Source organism: Amycolatopsis acidiphila (assembly GCF_021391495.1).
GTDB classification, from domain to species: domain Bacteria; phylum Actinomycetota; class Actinomycetes; order Mycobacteriales; family Pseudonocardiaceae; genus Amycolatopsis_E; species Amycolatopsis_E acidiphila.
Map to the genome: position 1 here is coordinate 4317528 of NZ_CP090063.1, position 17591 is coordinate 4335118.

General features: G+C 72.7%; 14 protein-coding genes. 1 reads left to right on the forward strand and 13 read right to left on the reverse strand.

The window, feature by feature from the left end; genetic code table 11:
• Genes ispH through hpnC form a run of 6 tightly spaced genes read right to left on the reverse strand, consistent with a single transcriptional unit; the run spans nt 1 to nt 7411 of the window.
• The gene (gene ispH / locus LWP59_RS21020) at nt 1–1473 is read right to left on the reverse strand and encodes a 4-hydroxy-3-methylbut-2-enyl diphosphate reductase (protein WP_144642505.1); all 1473 of its coding nucleotides are present in this window, start codon (nt 1471–1473) and stop codon (nt 1–3) included.
• Nucleotides 1470–3365, reverse strand: a complete 1896-nt coding sequence (shc, locus tag LWP59_RS21025) for a squalene--hopene cyclase (protein ID WP_144642506.1) — start codon at nt 3363–3365, stop codon at nt 1470–1472. The genes ispH and shc overlap by 4 nt, the downstream gene beginning before the upstream one ends.
• The gene (locus LWP59_RS21030) at nt 3365–4375 is read right to left on the reverse strand and encodes a polyprenyl synthetase family protein (RefSeq protein WP_144642507.1); all 1011 of its coding nucleotides are present in this window, start codon (nt 4373–4375) and stop codon (nt 3365–3367) included. The genes shc and LWP59_RS21030 overlap by 1 nt, the downstream gene beginning before the upstream one ends.
• Complete coding sequence (gene hpnE / locus LWP59_RS21035; protein ID WP_144642508.1) at nt 4375–5739, reverse strand: hydroxysqualene dehydroxylase HpnE; 1365 nt, start codon at nt 5737–5739, stop codon at nt 4375–4377. The genes LWP59_RS21030 and hpnE overlap by 1 nt, the downstream gene beginning before the upstream one ends.
• On the reverse strand, nt 5736–6593 hold the full coding sequence (gene hpnD / locus LWP59_RS21040) for a presqualene diphosphate synthase HpnD (protein WP_144642509.1): 858 nt from the start codon (nt 6591–6593) through the stop codon (nt 5736–5738). The genes hpnE and hpnD overlap by 4 nt, the downstream gene beginning before the upstream one ends.
• Entirely contained in the window at nt 6590–7411 is an 822-nt protein-coding gene (gene hpnC / locus LWP59_RS21045) for a squalene synthase HpnC (RefSeq protein ID WP_229857237.1), read from the reverse strand. The genes hpnD and hpnC overlap by 4 nt, the downstream gene beginning before the upstream one ends.
• Nucleotides 7412–7619: 208 nt before the next feature.
• Between hpnC and LWP59_RS21050 the strand changes: the two genes are divergently transcribed.
• Nucleotides 7620–8828: a PucR family transcriptional regulator gene (locus LWP59_RS21050; RefSeq protein WP_229857235.1), complete on the forward strand. Its 1209-nt coding sequence runs from the start codon at nt 7620–7622 to the stop codon at nt 8826–8828.
• Here the strand turns inward: LWP59_RS21050 and LWP59_RS21055 are convergent.
• From LWP59_RS21055 to LWP59_RS21085, 7 genes are all read right to left on the reverse strand, one after another.
• Entirely contained in the window at nt 8825–10720 is a 1896-nt protein-coding gene (locus tag LWP59_RS21055) for a bifunctional phosphatase PAP2/O-acyltransferase family protein (RefSeq protein WP_229857234.1), read from the reverse strand. The two genes, LWP59_RS21050 and LWP59_RS21055, sit on opposite strands and share 4 nt — an antisense overlap.
• A gap of 138 nt (nt 10721–10858) precedes the next feature.
• A complete protein-coding gene (locus LWP59_RS21060; protein WP_229857233.1) occupies nt 10859–11557 on the reverse strand; it encodes a DUF3159 domain-containing protein in 699 nt (232 codons plus the stop codon).
• A 20-nt stretch (nt 11558–11577) separates the two neighbouring features.
• The gene (locus tag LWP59_RS21065) at nt 11578–12543 is read right to left on the reverse strand and encodes a DMT family transporter (RefSeq protein ID WP_144642513.1); all 966 of its coding nucleotides are present in this window, start codon (nt 12541–12543) and stop codon (nt 11578–11580) included.
• Nucleotides 12544–12585: 42 nt separating this feature from the next.
• Nucleotides 12586–13347 carry an SDR family NAD(P)-dependent oxidoreductase gene (locus tag LWP59_RS21070; RefSeq protein WP_144642514.1) on the reverse strand — a complete coding sequence of 254 codons (762 nt, stop codon included), beginning with the start codon at nt 13345–13347 and terminating at the stop codon, nt 12586–12588.
• A 5-nt stretch (nt 13348–13352) separates the two neighbouring features.
• On the reverse strand, nt 13353–13937 hold the full coding sequence (locus LWP59_RS21075) for an FKBP-type peptidyl-prolyl cis-trans isomerase (RefSeq protein ID WP_144642515.1): 585 nt from the start codon (nt 13935–13937) through the stop codon (nt 13353–13355).
• Between the two features lie 32 nt (nt 13938–13969).
• Nucleotides 13970–16255 (reverse strand): helicase domain-containing protein, encoded by a 2286-nt coding sequence (locus LWP59_RS21080; protein WP_144642532.1) that lies wholly within the window; start codon nt 16253–16255, stop codon nt 13970–13972.
• Between the two features lie 107 nt (nt 16256–16362).
• Nucleotides 16363–17343, reverse strand: a complete 981-nt coding sequence (locus LWP59_RS21085) for a heme o synthase (protein ID WP_144642516.1) — start codon at nt 17341–17343, stop codon at nt 16363–16365.
• Between the last annotated feature and the right edge of the window lie 248 nt (nt 17344–17591).

A 17591-nucleotide genomic window follows, 5' to 3' on the forward strand; every position in this document is an offset into this window, starting at 1 on the left:
CTACCCCACTTCCCGAGGTAACGTGAATCGGACGTCTTCGTCGGCCACCTGGCTGTCCCGTACCGAGGTACGGCCGAGCCCGGCCAGGCACTGAGTCAGTTCCTCCACCAGGTGCGGCGGCGCGGAAGCACCCGCGGTGATCCCGATCCGCCCTGCACCGGCGAGCCAGCGCATGTCCACTTCGGACACGTCATCGACCAGGTGGGCCGGCGCGCCGTGCCGGCGCGCCACCTCCACCAGCCGCTTGGAGTTCGACGAGTTCGCCGAGCCGACCACCAGCACCAGGTCGGCGTGCTCGGCGACGGCGCGCACGGCGCGCTGCCGGTTCGTCGTGGCGTAACAGATGTCGTCCCGCCGCGGCACGGCCATCGCCGGGAACCGTTCGCGCAGCACGGAGGCGATCTCCTCCGCCTCGTCCACGGCCAGCGTCGTCTGCATCGCGTAGGCGACCTTCTCCGGGTCGCGCACCCGCACCTGCGCGGCCGCCGAGGCGTCCTCCACGACGACGACCTGCTCCGGCGCCTCGCCGATGGTGCCTTCCACCTCCTCGTGGTCGGCGTGCCCGATGAGCAGCACCGTGTCCCCGCGTGAGCTGTACCGGCGGACCTCGTTGTGCACCTTGGTCACCAGCGGGCAGGTCGCGTCGATCACCTTGAGGTCCTTGGCCACCGCGTCCTGGCGCACGGCCGGCGCGACACCATGCGCGGCGAGCACGGTCGTGGCGCCCGGGGGCACCTCGTCGACCTCCTGCACGAAGATCGCGCCCATGCCCTCGAGCCTGCGCACCACGTGGGCGTTGTGCACGATCTGCCGCCGCACGTAGACCGGCGCGCCGTACCGTTCGAGCGCGCGCTCGACGATCTCGATCGCCCGGTCCACCCCCGCGCAGAACGAGCGCGGGCTGGCCAGCAGGATCTCCCCGGCCCCCGCCGCCTCACACCACTCGCGCAGGGCCGGCGCGGCCGCCCGCAACGACCGCAGCCCGGCGATGCCGCGCAGCACCGTGCCGGGGCGCCACAGTGGACGGTCGGGGGTGTCCACCACGGCGCGTACCACGGCCAGCGGCCCCGGTACGGTGGCGAACTGGGCGGACTCCATGTCCACCGCGAGCGCACCCCTGGCGGCGAACCGGCCCCGGTCGACGCCGTCCACCAGCGACTCCGACGAAGCGACCGGTCCGGTGTGGACGGTCAGCCCGAGGCGGCGCAACGACGCCGCCAGCAGCGGCGCGGACCGCAGCCGCACCGGGCCCTCCGGGCCGTCGAGCTCGGTCGCCACCACCAGGTCGCCGGGTCGCACGCCGTCGGTGACCGCGCCCCCGATCCCCGCGACGAGCACCGGCGCACCGCCGGTCAGCCGCTCGGCCGACTCGGCCGCCCGCCGCGGTCCCATACCCGTGTGCAGCACGCGCACCCCGGGCGCCCGCAGCGCCGCCGCCTCGAGGTACATCGGCGCACACACCACACCGGTCATGAGCCCTCCAGGTAGCGACCGAGCGCCGAGACCGGGAAGACCAGCCGGTAGAGGTGGTAGTTGATGTAGAAGTCGCCGGGGAACCCGGTGCCGGTGAACTGCGGCTCGTCCCAGGTGCCGTCAGGACGCTGCGTCTCCGCCAGCCACCGCACGCCACGCTCCACAGTGGACGAACCACGCTCGCCGGCCGCGAGCAGCGCCAGCAACGCCCACGCGGTCTGCGAAGCGGTCGAGTCGCCCTTGCCGATCCACGCCGGGTCCCGGTAGGACCGCAGGTCCTCGCCCCAGCCGCCGTCGGGGTTCTGGCACCGCGCGAGCCAGGCGACCGCGCGCCGGATCACCGGATCGGCGGGCGAGACCCCGGCCGCCACCAGCGCGGGCACCACGGCACCCGTGCCGTAGAGGTGGTTGGCACCCCACCGGCCGAACCAGGAACCGTTGTCCTCCTGCGCGTCCAGCAGCCACTGCACCCCGCGGCGGCACTCGCGGGTACCCGTGAGCCCCTCCGCGGCCAGCATCTCCACCACGTGCGCGGTGACGTCGGCCGACGGCGGGTCGATGACGGCCCCGAAGTCGCAGAACGGCAGCTTCGTCGTGAGCGTACGGGTGTTGTCCGCGTCGAAGGCGCCCCATCCGCCGTCGCTCGACTGCATGCCCCGCAGCCAGATGGTCGCGCGGTCGACGGCCTCCTTCAGCCGCGGCCGGTCCGGGTACGCGGTGCGCCGCAGCGCGAGCACGATCTCGGCGGTGTCGTCGGTGTCGGGGTAGACGTCGTTGGCGAACTCGAACGCCCACCCGCCCGGCGGCGTCGTGGGCCGCTTCACCGCCCAGTCGCCGGTGACCCGGATCTCCTCGCCCAGCAGCCAGTCCGCCGCCTTCAGCAGCGTGGGGTCGTCGGCGGGCACGCCCGCGTCGTGCAGCGCGGTCATGGCCAGGCCGGTGTCCCACACCGGCGACTGGCAGGCCTCCAGCCGCCGCACCACGCCGTCCGGTGTCTCCTCCCGGATGATGAAGCCGTCGAGGCCCTCGAACCCGGCCTTCACCGCGGGGTGCTCGAACGAGTAGCCCAGCAGGTGCAGCGCGAGCAGCGAGTACACCCACGGCGGCTGGATGCCGCCCCACGAGCCGTCGGCCTCCTGCCGGGCGAGGATCCACTCCGCCGCCTGGCGCATCGCCAGCCCGCGCATCGGCTTCACCGGCAGCTTGGCGTAGGTGTGCAGCGCCTTGTCCAGGTATCCGAAGGCGCCCGCCCAGGTCCACGGCTTGAGGTTCGTGCGCGCCCGCTTGCCGGTCCGCAGCTCGTCCACCCCGAACGCCATCGGGCGGACCGGGCGCAGCGTGGCGACGATGGTCAGCGGGACCACGGTCTGGCGCGCCCAGCACCCCCAGTCGTAGACGTTGAGCGGGAACCAGGACGGCAGGAAGATCAGCTCCGGCGGCATGTTCGGCAGCTCGTCCCAGGACCACAGCCCGAACAGCGCCAGCCAGATCCGGGTGAACACCCGGGTGGCCTCGAGCCCGCCGTTCGCCAGCACGAACTTCTGCGCGGACCGCATGTGCGGCGCGGCAGGCGAGTCGCCGGCCAGCCGCAGCGCGACCCACGCCTCGACGGTCGTGGACAGGTCGCCGGGGCCACCGTAGAAGGTCGCCCAGGTGCCGTCCGCCCGCTGCTGCGAGCGGATCCAGCGCGCGGCCTCCTCGGTCTCGGTCGCGGTGCGGATGCCGAGGAACTCCCGCAGCAGCAGGTCCTCGGCGTCCATCGTGACGTTGGTCTCCAGCTCGCCCTTCCACCAGCCGCCGTCCTCCTGCAGCCCCTTGAGGTGCGCGACCGCGCGCGCGAGCGTGTCGGCGGGGTTTCGCAGCGCGCTGGGGGTTTCGGCGATCTGGGTCATCAGGCCTCCCTCGTGACGATGAACTGCGCGAGCGACAACAGCTCCTCTCGCGCGTGGTCGGGAATGCGCGCGTCCTCGAGCTTGCGGCGGCCCGCGGCCATCCGGCGGTAGGCCTCGTCCAGCGCCCACTTGCGCCCACCCGCCTGCTCGATCAGCTCGGCGGCGCGGCGCACGGACTCCTCCCCCGGCGGCTCCGTCCTGGCCAGCCATTCCGCCACCTCGCGGCCCAACCCGCCACCGTGCGTGATCGCGTAGGTCACCGGCAGGCTCTTCTTGCGCGCCCGCAGGTCGGAGTACACCGGCTTGCCGGTCACCGCCGTCTCCCCCCAGATCCCGAGCACGTCGTCGACCAGCTGGAACGCCAGGCCGAGGTCCGCGCCGAAGCCGGCGAGCGCGTCGACGGTCGCGCGGTCGGCGCCGGCGAGCACCGCGCCGATCGCGGTGCTCGCGGACAGCAGCGCACCGGTCTTCCCGGCGGCCATGTCCAGGCATTCGTCGAGGCCGACGTCGTTGCGCTGCTCGAAGGCGACGTCGAGCACCTGGCCGCGGATGAGCTCGTTGGTGGCCTCGGCCAGCAGCCGGGCCGCGGCGACCGCGCACGGCCCGTCGACGTCGAGCAGCACCTCCTGGGCGAGCGAGAGCATCGCGTCGCCGGTGAGGATCGCGCTCGCCGCACCGCGCACCGCCCACACCGTCGGCCGGTGCCTGCGCTCGGTGTCGCCGTCCATCAGATCGTCGTGCAGCAGCGAGAAGTTGTGCACCAGCTCGACGGCGACCGCGCCCGGCAGGCCGACCGCGGGCTGCGCGCCCGCCGCCTCCGCGGACAGCAGCGCCAGCGCCGGCCGGACCGCCTTGCCGCCGCCCGAGGTCGGGTTGCCGTCGAGGTCGGTCCAGCCCAGGTGGTAGTACGCGATCGAGCGGCTGGTCGGGTCGAGCCGGTCCAGCGCGGCCCGCATCGCCGGCAGGATCGCCTGCCTGCCCTGCTGCAGGGAGTCGAGAACAGCGGTCATCAGTCGTCCTTACTCTCGCGCGAAGTGGAACCGTCGTGGACGCCTGCGACGCCGAGGACGGCCCGGGCGGCCGCGTCACCGCTGCGCACGGCGCCCTCCATCGTCGCGGGCCACCCGGTGGCCGTCCACGCACCGGCGAGCACGACCCCGCCGGCGGCGGTCACTGCTCCCGGGCGCAGCGCGGCGCTGCCGGGGGCCGGACGGAAGGTGGCGTGCCGCTCGCGGGTGACGAAGAAGTCGCGCACCCCCGCGTCCGCGGCGGCGGGCAGAACCGCCCGCAGTGCGGGCAGGATCCGCTCGCGAACGTCCCGCACGGGGACGTCGACCAGGTCGTCGGCGGCCGACAGCGAGACGGCCAGGTACTGCCCACTGTCCACACCGGACTGTGCGGTGCGGTCGAACACCCACTGCACCGGCGAGTCGACCGCGGCGAAGAACGGCTCGTCGAGCACCCGGCGGTCGAACACGACGTGCGCGTTGACGATCGGGGAGCTGCCGAGCCGGGCGGCCCAGCCCTCGGGCAGGCTGACGCTGCCGGCGGGCAGCAGGCGGTGCGCGGCGTCCGGCGGGACGGCCAGCACTACGCGGTCGGCCACGAACTCGGTCTCCCCCGCCACGACCCGCCACCCGTCGTCCGCACGGGTGAGCGCGGTGACCTTCGTGCCCAGCAGCACCTGGGCCCCGGCCTCGGTGAGCCGCGCCTTCGCCGGGTCGCCGTGCAGCTCGCGCAGCGGGACCTTCGACCAGCCGATGTCCGCCGCGGCGGCGTCGGTGAGCAGTCCCAGCTGGAACACCGTCGCGGCCAGGGCGAGCGACGCGTCCGTCGCCGGGGCGTTGAGGGTGGCGATGCCGACGAGGTCCCACAGCTTCGTGATGGCCCGTTCGCTCTGCCCGTGCCTGCTCAGCCAGCCCGCGAAGGACTGCGCGTCGGTGCTGGGCGAGGCCGGGTCGACCCCGCGCAGCGCGAGGGCGGCGCCGGCGAACTTCAGCCGGTCGGCCAGCGGCAGCGGCCGGTACTTCAGCACCGAGTCCGCCAGGTGCAGGGGCGCGGGCAAGGCGTTGCGCCGCAACCAGACCGGCTCCCGCAGCCGGGGTGAGCGGACCTGGATGGCCAGCCTCGGCTGCAGGTGCACCTTGTCCAGCACCCGCAGCCGCCGCAGCAGGTCCAGGTAGGACGTGCAGCAGCGCAGGAACACGTGCTGGCCGTTGTCCACGTCCAGCTCGCCCCGGCGGAACGAGTGGGTGAGCCCGCCGAGGTGGCCCTTGGACTCCAGCAGGGTCACGTCCAGACCGGCGTCGGCGCAGCGCAGCGCCGCGGTGATGCCCGCGAGGCCACCGCCGATGACCGCGACCCTCGGTGTCACGACAGCCGTCCCGACAGCGCGCGCGCCGCCACTCCCAGCTTCTCCCGGCCGGACAGCGAGAGCCGGCGATCGAACACGAGGGAAGGCTGGTCGTTGATGCGTTCCAGGAGCTGCCGGTAGATGCCCGCCATCGCCAGGCAGGACGCCGAGCTGCGCCGGTCGAGCAGCGGCGCCAGGCGCAGCCCGTCGGCGTACCACTCCCGGGCCCGCGCGGCGCTGTGCCGGATGAGCGCGCTCAGCCCGCCGTCGGTGTCCTTCAGCCGGCCCTGCTCGTCGAGCGCCAGCTCCACGCCGAACGCGTCGAGGTCCTGCTGCGGCAGGTACACCCGGCCGTTCATCAGGTCCTCGCGGATGTCGCGCAGGATGTTGGTCTGCTGCAGCGCGATGCCCAGCGCGTCGGCGTAGCGGGAGGCGTCGGGATGGGGCTTGCTGCCGAACACCCCGAGGCACAACCGCCCGACGGAGCCCGCCACGCACCGGCAGTAATCGGTCAGCTCGTCGAAGCTGCCGTACCGGCGGCCCTCGATGTCCATCCAGACGCCGTCGAGCAGCTCGTCGAACGCGCCCAGCGGGATCGGGTACTGCTTCGCCGCGTCCCCGACCGCGACGAGCACCGGGTCCGTGCTGGTGTCCAGCTCGGCCAGCGACTTGCGGACCTCCTCCAGCCGGACCGACTTCTCCTCGATCGGCAGGTCCCCGTCGCCGATGTCGTCGACCCGGCGCGCGAGCGCGTAGACCGCGCACAGAGCGGAGCGGCGCCGCCGCGTCAGCAGCCGGATGCCGTAGTAGAAGTTGCGGGCCTCTGTCTTCGTGATCCGTTCACACGCGGCGTAAGCGACTTCGATATCGGTCAACGGCGGCCTCCCCGCAGCAGCAGCTTCGAAAGGTGGATCAGCACGTCCCGCTTGCGGGGCCGGGGCGTCGCGGAGAGGACGTCCCAGTTCGCGCGGCGGAGCGCATCGACGGTCGCCAGACCGCCGGCCAGGTAGCCGGCGATGGCCAGGCGCGCCCAACCATGCAGCAGCCGCACCAGCGGCGCACCTTCGGTCAGCTGATCGAGTGCTTTACCCACCTGGGCCGCGACGGCCTGGCGGACCGCCGCGTTCGCCCGCTCCGCGTCGAGGTCGGCATCGGTCGCGCCGAACCGCGCGAGGTCGTCCTGGGGCAGGTAGACCCGGCCCGCGCGCTTGTCCTCTGCCACGTCCTGGCAGTGCTCGACGAGCTGCAGCGCGGTGCAGACCAGGTCCGAGAGCCGCTCGGCCTCGGCCGAACGGACGCCGAAGATGCGCAGCACGATGCGGCCGACGGGGTCGGCCGAAAGGGTGCAGTAACCGGCGAGCTCGGCCTGGGTGGCGTAGCGGGTGACCTTCTGGTCCTGCAGGTTGGCCCGCACGAGCCGGTCGAACGGCTCCTTGTCCAGGCCCCGCGCGCGGATGACCGGGACGAGCCGGCGCAGCACCGGCTCGGCGGGCTCGCCGTCCCATGCCCGGGAGAGATCTTCACGAAAACGCAGCAGAGCCGCGGTCCGGTCGCCTTCGGCCTCGTCGCCGAGGTCGTCGATCACTCGCGCGACGTCGTACAACGCGCTCAGGTCGTGGCGCAGCGCCCGGGGAAGTATCCGCAGCGCTACCGGAAAGTTCTCGGCCTGTTTCTTTTCCTCCAGCGTGGCCACCCTTCCTGCTGGCCGCGGGGACAGCCCGGAGGCGCCGACCGTGTCGGAACCTGTCGGTGCGGGGCTCATTCGCCCATAATCCACCGGGAGGGGGCCGTGGTTCTTCGCACAGGAAACAAATTCCGGGAAGGCCGGGTTATCACGAGCGGACAGTCTTAACCCGATCGAAGGACGGTCTACGGCATAAGGGTGGAGGTAGCCGGTGGAAGTGGGCAGAAGAGCAGACTCGTCGGAGACGAAACTGGAGGAGCTCGCCGCCGCGACCGCCGAACGGCTGCCCAGGATGCTCGACGACGTCACCCGGTTGCTGAGCCACGACTGGCCGGACTACGCCGACTTCATCGTGACCGAACGGGACGAAGTGCTCGTTTCGGCCAACATGTTCCTGCACCGGCTGATGAAGATGGCCAAATGGGACATCACCGAGCTGCCGGGGGTTTCCGACCAGCCGCCCGAGCAGCTCGGCGAGCAGCCGCTGTTCGAGGAGATCGGCCGCGCGCAGTGGCAGCAGGGGCGGGACCTGACGAGCCTGCTGTCGGCCTACCAGATCGGCGCGCGGGTGGCGTGGCACCACGTGGCGGAGGTGGCGCTCGAGGTCGGGGTGCCCTCCGACGTGTTCGCCTCCCTCGCCGAAGCGGTGTTCATCTTCATCGACCAGCTGTCGTCCGCGTCCGCCCGCGGTTACGTGCTCGAGCAGTCCGAAGCCGCCGCGGCCCGGGAGCGCCTGCGTGACGACCTGGGCAACATGCTGCTGTCCGACCGGTCCGACTCCGGCGCCGTGCGGGCGGTGGCCGCGCGGGTGGACTGGCCGCTGCCCCGGGAGGCGGCGGTGATCCTCGTCGAGCCCGACAACCCCGTCGGCGGCGCCCTGCTGGCGCGGCTGGACCACTCGTGCCTGCACGTGCGGCGCCAGCGGATGATGTGCGCGATCGTGCCGGACCCGGACGGCCCGCAGCGGCGCGCGCGGCTGGCCACGGCGCTGCGCGGCGCGGGCGCGGTGGTCGGGCACGCCGTGCCGCTGGAGCACCTGCCGGCGAGCATGCGGGTGGCGGAGGTGGCCGTGCAGCTGCGGCGCACGCACGTGCTGGAGGACGACCCGGTGTTCGTCGACGAGCACCTGGACTCGATCATCGTGCACCGCGACGCCCGGCTGCTCGAAGCGTTCCGGGCGCAGTGCCTCGCGCCGCTGGACGAGCTGGGGCCGGTCACCCGCCAGCGGCTGTGCGAGACGCTCGCGTCCTGGCTGCGGCACCTCGGCGACCGGCGTGCGGTGGCCGAGGAGCTGCACATCCATCCCCAGACCGTGCGCTACCGGCTCACCCAGCTGCGCGAGCTGTTCGGCGAGCGCCTCGACGACCCGGACAACCGGCGGCGGCTCACCCTCGCGCTGGCGTGGGGCGTGCCCGAGCGTGACTAGGCCACCTCGTCGAGGACCTTCCGGAACTCCTTGACGAACGCCTCGGCGTCGTCGACGAAGGCCGGGTCGGTGGCCACGCTCATCGAGAACGATCCGTACCAGCCCAGCACCCCGACGACGAACGGGGTGCCGGGGGCGATCGGGATGATCGGGAACGCCGTGATGAGCGGGTAGCCGGCGAAGGTGACCTGCCAGCTCGCGCCCGGCATGTTCGAGGCCGTGCCGTTGAAGAACCGCCCGCCGTAGACCGTGCGGGCGAACCACGCGTGGAACACCGGCGGCATCAGGTTCGCCACGGTGTGCTGCACGAACCGCGACGCGATCGCCCGGGTGCCGGTCCGCAGCCTCGTGCTCGCCTTCGCGATGGCGGCCAGCCGGTCGGTCTCGGCCATGTCCCCCATCGGCACCTCGACCATCACCGCGGCGGTGACGTTGCCCGCCATCCCCGCCCGCTGCTCCGCCGCCATCAGCGGCACCGAGACCAGCAGCTTCTCCGGCAGCGGCCCCTTGGCGACACGGCGCAGCGCGGCGGCCGTGCCGGCCAGCAGCAGGTCGGTGACGCGGACCCCGTGGCGGCGGGCGAGCCTGCGCATCCACTCCAGGTCCAGCTTCAGCGTGCCGAACTCGCGTGCCGGGGAGTCCGACACCGGCAGCCGCGTCTGCGGGCGGGAGTCGGTGGCCAGCTGCGCGATGCCCAGGACGCCACCGGCGAGCTGCCGGAGCGGGCCCGGCCGCTTCACCTCGCCGAGCGCCGAGGTCAGGTCCGGTGAGCTGAACAGGTCGAGCATGAGGTTGATCGTGCCGATCCCGTCCGCCACCGAGTGGTGCACCAGCGACACGACGGCCGCGACGTCCTCCTCGACGCCGTTGACCACGCAGAACCGCCACAGCGGCCGGTCCCGCGGCAGCTGCTGCCCCGCCAGCTCGGCGACGAGCCGGTGCAGCGCGCCCATCCCGCCCGGGCGGCCGTCGCGGGACAGGTCGAACACGGGCACGTGCCAGGACCAGTCGATGTCGGCGTGCTCGACCCAGCGCCACCGGCGCCAGCGGGTCGGCGGCCCCAGCCGCTTGCGGAACTCGGGGCGCTCGGCCAGCTTCGCGGTGATGGCCGCCCTGGCCACCTCGTGCGTGGGCGGCGTGCCCGCGCGCGAGGTGTCCAGCATGATCAGGCCGCCGACGTGCTGCGGCGCGTCCGGCGTCTCCACGTGCAGGAAGAACGCGTCCGACGCCGGGATCCGGTCCGTTTCTCGTCTCGCCACGTCCGCGATCATGACACCGGCCGCCACGACGACGACAGCGCCCGCCGCGTCGAGCCAGTAGTGGTTGCCGGTCGCCAGGATCACCGCGAGGGTGACGAGCACGTGCACCGCGCTGAGGGCCTGCACCGCCCGGCCGCCCGAGATCCGCGCCAGCACCACCGACACCCACAGCGCCCAGCCCACGTGCAGGGAGGGCATCGCGGCGAGCTGGTTGGCGTTCTCCACCAGCGGCGAGCCCCACGAGCCGACCGTGTGCCCGAGCCGGACGGTATCGGCGAAGCCCGCGCCGGGGAGCATCCGCGGCGGGGCGACGGGAAACAGCCAGAAGCACAGCAGGGCCAGCAGGTTGAGCCAGGCGAACGAGTTGCGCACCTGCCGGTAGTGGCCGGGATGACGCAGATAGACCCAGACCAGCAGGATCAGCGCGCTGGCGATGTAGGTGACCGCGTACTCGTAGTTCGCCAGGGTGCGCAGCCAGCCCTGCCCGGCCAGCCACTGGTTCATCGGCAGCTCGAAGTCCAGGTGCAGGGCCCGTTCCAGCCACAGGATCGCGGCACCGCTGTCCAGCGCGCGCAGTTCGCGCGACGGCAGCGGCTTCGCCTCGATCAGCAGGTAGACGGCGAAGAGCGCCACACCTGCGAGCAGCTCACCCCACCAGCGGGGGCGCGTAGCCGACCCCGGCTGGTACCGCAGCGTTAACGGGGAGTTGGTTGACGACCCGGCTGTGAGCACACTCCGTCATATAGCACGAAAACCCCGCCGGGCGCTCGCTCAGCCGACGGGTGCCGGCGCCGGCCCGGCGGCGTTGCGCCAGCCCATCCGCAGCGTCACGCCCGGCACCCGGCGCAGCTTCCGCCAGCCGTGCCCGGCGCACACCGCGATGGTCAGCGCGGTGAGCAGCGTGCTGAGCACGCCGCGCGAGAGCAGTCCCGCCTCGACGCCCCAGTGCAGGAAGCCGATGGTCATCGCGGCGTCGATGAGCCGCGAACCGCCCCACATCAGGGCGACCTCGACGAACACCCGGTTCACCGTGCGGTGGGCGAACAGCTCCGCGGGCAGGCGGACGAAGTCCCGCGCCAGCCGGGCGGTGATGGGCCTGCCGATCACGGCGCTGCCCACGAAGATCAGGAACATCACGACCGAGCCGAGTGCCGGCTGCAGCACGTACACCACGGCGCTGGAGGTGATGAGGGCGAAGCAGGCGCGGCTGACCAGCATGCCCGTGCACAGCAGCAGCGTCCGCGGCAGGTCCCGGCGCATCATCCGGCGGGCGCCGATGACGAACACCGACCAGCCGAGCACCGCGCACAGCGCCGGCACCAGGCCCGCGAAGTGCAGCAGGACCGCCAGCAGGGCGCTCGGGACGACGACGGTCTCCAGGAGCAGGACCAGCGCTCGCGCCAGCGTCCCCCGCAGATGGGGGATCTCGATCACCAGATGGCGCTCGGGGTGCGCGTTCGCGTGCTTCACGTTTCGTATCACTCCTGGGCCTAAGTGTCCGGCGGTTGCGCGGGGGCCGCAACTTTGCGGGGCACGTTACCGGCGTTCGGGTAAACGCCATGTGTTGCCGTCCGGGTGGTTTCCCGTTGCACGGTGGGCGAATGGGCCAAACCGAACACGCCCGCCACCAGCAGCGCCGCGGCGCCGGCCGAGGCGGCGAGCGGACCGGGCGAGGTGGAGAGGGTGGCGTGGAAGGCGAGCATGCCGAGCACGTAGCTCACGGCCGGGTTGACGATCGACATCACCGCGATGGCGGCCGAGAGCGATCCGGAGCCGTAGGCCTGCTGGCCCAGCAGCAGACCGCTGAGGGTGGACAGCGCGAGCACGTAGCCGGGCCAGTCGAGCGCGGTGGCCAGCACGCCGTGGTTGAGCAGGTCGTCGGTGGTGAGCTTCATCAGCGCGGCGCTGATCGCGTAGCAGACGCCGGCGGCGCTCGCGATGAGCGCGCTGTGCATCAGCGGGCCACGGCCCTGGGCGATCTGCACGAGCGTCACCACGGCCGCGGCGGCGACCACGACCGCCACCACCAGTCTCCCCCGGTCGGGGGAGCCGTCCAGCGGGGCCGCGCCCTCGACGGCGAGGAAGCACGCCACCCCGCCGCTGATCGCGACGGCGGCGACCCAGTCCCGGGCCGCGGGCCACTGCCGGATGACGGCCGAGGCCATCGGCAGCGCGAACAGCAGCTGGGTGACCAGCAGCGGCTGGACCAGTGCGATGGAGCCGAAGTGCAGGGCGGCGGCCTGGCTGACGAAGCCGAGCAGGTTGGTGAGCCAGCCGGTGATCCAGATGCGCTGCCGGACGAGCCTGCGGATGAGCCAGAGGATGGGGATGCGGTGCCGGTTGGCCCGGTGCTCGGTGTCGGCGTCGGCCACGACGAGCACCGCGCTCCGCTGGAGTGCGGCGGAGGCGGCAAAAAGAAACGCGGTCGCGAAACCGAGGAGAACCGGGATCAACACATCGAGTTGCAGCGCTCCCCAGGGCAAAAAGATTCCGGCATCTCAGCCGGAACCACCGAATCGGGCCGCCAACCCACGGTACACGCCCGGCAGGACACCCCGCACGAGTACCGGCAGCCGTAACCAGCGCGGAACATACTGATCAGCGCGGTCTTCGCGGGCCGCGCGCAGCACCGCCGCGGCGACGCGGGCGGCGGGAACGGGGCGCGGGGAACTGCGTTCGTAGGGCCGCCCGCGCCGGGCGAAGAATTCGGTGTCCACCACTCCGGGCACGACGACCCCGATTCGCACCGCCGTTCCGGCGAGCTCGAATCGGAGGCTTTCGGCGAAACCGTCCAATCCGGCTTTCACGGCCGAGTAGACCGATTCGCCGGCGACTCCCGTCCGCCCGGCGATCGAGGTGACGAACACCACGCGCGCGGCGGGCCGGACGCGCAGCGCGGGCAGCAGCGCCCGGGTGAGCTCGATCGGGGCGGTCAGGTTCACGTCGACCACCCGCCGCACGTCCTGTGCGGTCATCTCGCCGAACGGACCCGCCCAGCCGACGCCCGCGTTGTTCACCAGGACGTCCACCCGGCCGAAGCGGGCCAGCATCTCCTCCGCCAGTGCGGGGACCGCCGCGACGTCGGCCAGGTCCCCGGTCACCACCGCGCCGCCGGTGCGCTCGGCCAACTCGGCCAGCCGCGCGGTGTCCCGGCCGTGCAGGACGAGCGTGGCCCCGGCGTCGTGCAGCGCGAGCGCGGTGGCGGCGCCGATACCGGACGACGCACCCGTCACCACCGCCACCGCCCCGCGCAGCTCCATCGGCGTCAGCCGGTGACCTTGACCGCGTCCACGACGAACACCAGGGTCTCGTTGGGCTTGATGCTCTGGTTGCCCGTCGCGCCGTAGCCCTTGTCCGGCGGGATGATCAGCAGGCGGCGCCCGCCCTGCTTGACGCCGACCAGGCCCTCGTCCCAGCCCTGGATGACACTGCCCTGACCGAGCGTCAGCGGGAACGCGCCGCTCGCGAAGGAATTCTGCTGGTCGACCTTGTCCGACCAGGTGTACAGGTCGTAGTTGACCTGCAACTGGCTGCCGTTCTTGGCCGCCGGGCCCGTGCCGGGCTGCAGGTCCTCGGTCAGCAGCGTGGTCGGCGCGCCGCAGGTGTCCGGGATCGTCACGGTCGGCTTGCTGCCGAACTGCCCGGTCACCTTCACGTCGTCGGCCGTGCAGGGCTTCAGCTGCTGCGTCGTCGGCGCCGCGGCGGCCGACGCGGAGACGCCCGCCGGGTTGGGCGCCGGGTACGTCGGGCCGTCCCCGGGCGGGTAGGACGAGGGCTCCTGGTGGGGAGAGCAGGCGGCGATGCTCAGCGCGGCGGCCACCACGATCATGATCTTGCCAGCGTTACGCATGGCGCTCACCTTAACCGGGCGTTGACCAGTCCTTATCCGGCACCCACAAGTGGTTCCAGCGCGTGCTCGGTGTAGACGACGCCCAGCCGCCGGGTCGCGCGCGTGAGCGCGACGTACAGGTCGTTCCAGCCTCGCGGGGAGCCGGCCACGATCTCCTCCGGCGCGAGCACCAGCACGCCGTCGAACTCCAGGCCCTTGGCCTCCTCGACGCCCAGCAGCGACAACCGCTCGTCCTCCGGCAGCTCCTCGCGCAGGGCCGCGAGCCGCCCGGCCGGGCAGAGCACCGCGACGGTGCCCCCGTCGGCCGCGCGCAGCTCGCCGGCGACGATCTCCCGCAGGCTCGCGTCCCCGAGCGGGCGCTGCCACGGCGGGATCCCGCTCTCGCGCACCGATGCCGGCGCACGCAGCCGCGGGTCGACGTTCGCGAGCGCGCCGGCGGCGAGGTCCATGATCTCGGCCGGGGTGCGGTAGTTGACGGTCAGCTCGCGCAGCCGCCACCGGTCCTCGACGTACGGGCTCAGCATCTCGCCCCACGACGAGGCGCCCGCGGCCGCGCCGGTCTGCGCGACGTCGCCGACCAGGGTCATCGACCGGCTCGGGCAGCGGCGCATGAGCAGCCGCCAGTCCATCGGCGACAGCTCCTGCGCCTCGTCGACGATCAGGTGCCCGAACGTCCAGCGCCGGTCCCGCGCGGCCCGCTCGGCGGCGGTCAGCTCACTGCGGCGCTGCTGGCGTTCGGCGAACAGCTCGGCGTCGAGGATGTCGCTGACCCGCAGGATCTCCTCGTCGACGATCTCCTCGTCCTGGTCGAGGATGTCCAGCACGCCCTCGGCGTACGCGCGCTCCTCACGTTCCCGGCGCTCGCGGGCGGCACGCTCCTCGGTGTCGTCCTCGCCGAGCAGCTCCGCCAGTTCGTCGAGCAGGGGCACGTCGGCCGGGGTCCACCGCGACTTCGGCGGGCGGACGAGGGACGCGCGCTCGGCCTCGGTCAGCCGGCCGCCCGCCGCGGACTTCAGCCGCTCGGGTGCACCGAGCAGGTCGCGCAGCAGCCGCTGCGGGGTCAGCCGCGGCCACAGCGAGTCCAGCGCCGCGAGCACCTTGTCCGAGGCGGCCAGCTCGGCCCGGATGTCGGCCCGGTCCCCCGCGTCGAGGACCTCGGCACCGGCGGTCTCCCCCTCGTCGAGCGGGATCTCCGGCACGCCCTCGAACAGGTCCACCTCCAACCGCCCGCTCGCCTGCTCGGCCAGCGCGTCCAGCAGCTGGTCGACGAACACCCGGCGGGCGACGTTGTGCGGGCGGAGGGTGGCGCGTGCCCTGGCCCTGGCCTGCTCGCAGGTGGCGCGGTCCAGCTCCAGCACGCCGTCGTCGAACTCGACCTCGAGCACGTCGTCCGGCACCTGCTGCCGGTCGGCGACGGCATCGGCGAGCACCTCGATCATGGTCCGGCGGCCCTTGACCTCGGCGGCCTCGCGGGTGTCCGCACCCGTGGCGCGCACCCCGGGGAACAGCTGGCCGACGGTCGAGAGCAGCACGCCGGTCTCGCCGAGCGACGGCAGCACCTGGCCGATGTAGCGCAGGAACGTGCTGTTCGGCCCGACCACCAGGACGCCGCGCGTGGCCAGCTGCTGGCGGTAGGTGTAGAGCAGGTACGCGGCGCGGTGCAGGGCCACCGCCGTCTTGCCGGTGCCGGGCCCGCCCTGCACGACGAGCACACCGCTCAGCTCGTCGCGGATGATCCGGTCCTGCTCGGCCTGGATGGTGGCGACGATGTCGCTCATCTCGCCCGTGCGGCGGCGCTCCAGCGCGGCCAGCAGCGCCGCCTCTCCGGCGAGCCCGAGGTCGTGCCCCTGGTCCGCGGCGCGCAGGTCGAGGATCTCGTCGTCGAGCGCGACGACGCGGCGGCTGAGGGTGCGGATGTGGCGCCGCCGCCGCACGCCCTCGGGCGAGGCCGCAGTCGCCAGGTAGAACGGCCGCGCCGCCGGGGCACGCCAGTCGAGCAGCAGCGGCTCGTAGTCGCCGTCCTCGTCGAACAGGCCCAGCCTGCCCACGTAGGTGGTCTCGCCGGAGTCGAAGTCGAGCCTGCCGAAGCACAGCCCCTGCTCGACCGACGAGAGCTGCGCCAGCCGCTCGGAGTACGTGGTGGTCGCGACGTCCCGCTCGGTGCGAGCCTGCGGGGTGCCCCCCGCCTGCCCGAGCGCCCCGGTGAGGCGCCGCTGGGCGAACTCCCGCTCGGCGTCCAGCTTGCGGTAGAGCAGCGACACGTAGTCCTGCTCCCCCGCGAGGTCTCCTGCGTTGTCGGGTTCCCGTTCTGGGGACACGGACAAGAGCAACCCGCCTTCACTTCAGGATTGATGGTCGGCTTGGGCAACCAACGACCCTACCCGCCGGGGAATTCCCGGTACGGCGGATTTTTCCCGCGCCGGTCCTAGAAGGGCAGGCCGAGCGCGGGCAGGCCGATCGCGGAGTCGACGGCCAGCGCGCAGAACACGACCATCAGATAGGTGTTGGACCGGTGGAACAACGCCATCGGCTTGGTCTCCACCCCGCGCCGGACCTGCCGTTGCAGGGAGTGCGCGTAGAAGAGGAACCAGGCGCCCGCCAGCACCGCGAACGAGGCGTAGAGCCAGCTCGTCACCGGCAGCAGCAGCAGCGTCCAGGCGACCATCACCCAGGAGTAGATGACGATCTGCCGGGCCACGTGCTCCGGCGTCGCGACCACGGGCAGCATCGGCACGCCGGCGCGCTCGTAGTCGTCGCGGTACTTCATGCCCAGCGCCCAGGTGTGCGGCGGGGTCCAGAAGAAGATGACGCCGAACATCACGAAGGCGGGCCACTGCACCGTGCCGGTCACCGCGGCCCAGCCGATCACCACCGGCATGCAGCCCGCGGCGCCGCCCCACACCACGTTCTGCGCGGTGCGGCGCTTGAGGCCGAGGGTGTAGACGAAGATGTAGAACAGGATCGTCGCGATCGCGAGCACGGCGGCGAGCAGGTTCACCGTGAAGAACAGCATCAGGAACGAACCCGCGCCGAGCACGAGGCCGAACACCAGGGCGTTGCGCCGTGGCACCGAGTCGCGCACGAGCGGGCGCCGCTTGGTGCGGTTCATCACCTTGTCGATGTCGGCGTCGATCACGCAGTTGAGCGTGTTCGCGCTGCCTGCGGCCATCGCCCCGCCGACCAGCGTGGCCACGATGAGCCACGGGGACGGGATGGTGCGGGCCGCGAGGAACATCGCGGGGATGGTGGTGACCAGCAGCAGCTCGATGACCTGCGGCTTGGTCAGTGCCAGGTAGGCGGCCGCACGGCCGCGGAGCCGTCGCAGGCCACCGGCGGGCGGTTCGCCCCCGGGGTGGTCGGCGCTGGTGCGCTCACTGCGGCCGTGCGCAGCGTTCACCAACGACATTTCGCTCCCTGGGTCAGATTCGGGCGGCGCCGGCACGAGGCGCGACACCGCAACTGATCGTAGTCGCGGGGTGCACGCCGATCGCTCGTGGGGTTCGCGTGTCGGCCTTCCGGCGCTCGGGTACCCGACCTACTAGGCTGCCCCCGAAGGGCTGGGCGGAGGCCGCGCGCACAGGGTCCAACCAGGAATATTGTGTCTTCGGTATCGATTGAGACGAATGGGCACCTGCGCGCGCGAACACGCCAAGT

Bases quoted from the DNA above. Each gene is read 5' to 3' on its own strand.
- ispH (WP_144642505.1), bottom strand. From the start codon at position 1,473: ATGACCGGTGTGGTGTGTGCGCCGATGTACCTCGAGGCGGCGGCGCTG.
- shc (WP_144642506.1), bottom strand. From the start codon at position 3,365: ATGACCCAGATCGCCGAAACCCCCAGCGCGCTGCGAAACCCCGCCGAC.
- LWP59_RS21030 (WP_144642507.1), bottom strand. From the start codon at position 4,375: ATGACCGCTGTTCTCGACTCCCTGCAGCAGGGCAGGCAGGCGATCCTG.
- LWP59_RS21070 (WP_144642514.1), bottom strand. From the start codon at position 13,347: ATGGAGCTGCGCGGGGCGGTGGCGGTGGTGACGGGTGCGTCGTCCGGT.
- LWP59_RS21075 (WP_144642515.1), bottom strand. From the start codon at position 13,937: ATGCGTAACGCTGGCAAGATCATGATCGTGGTGGCCGCCGCGCTGAGC.
- LWP59_RS21085 (WP_144642516.1), bottom strand. From the start codon at position 17,343: ATGTCGTTGGTGAACGCTGCGCACGGCCGCAGTGAGCGCACCAGCGCC.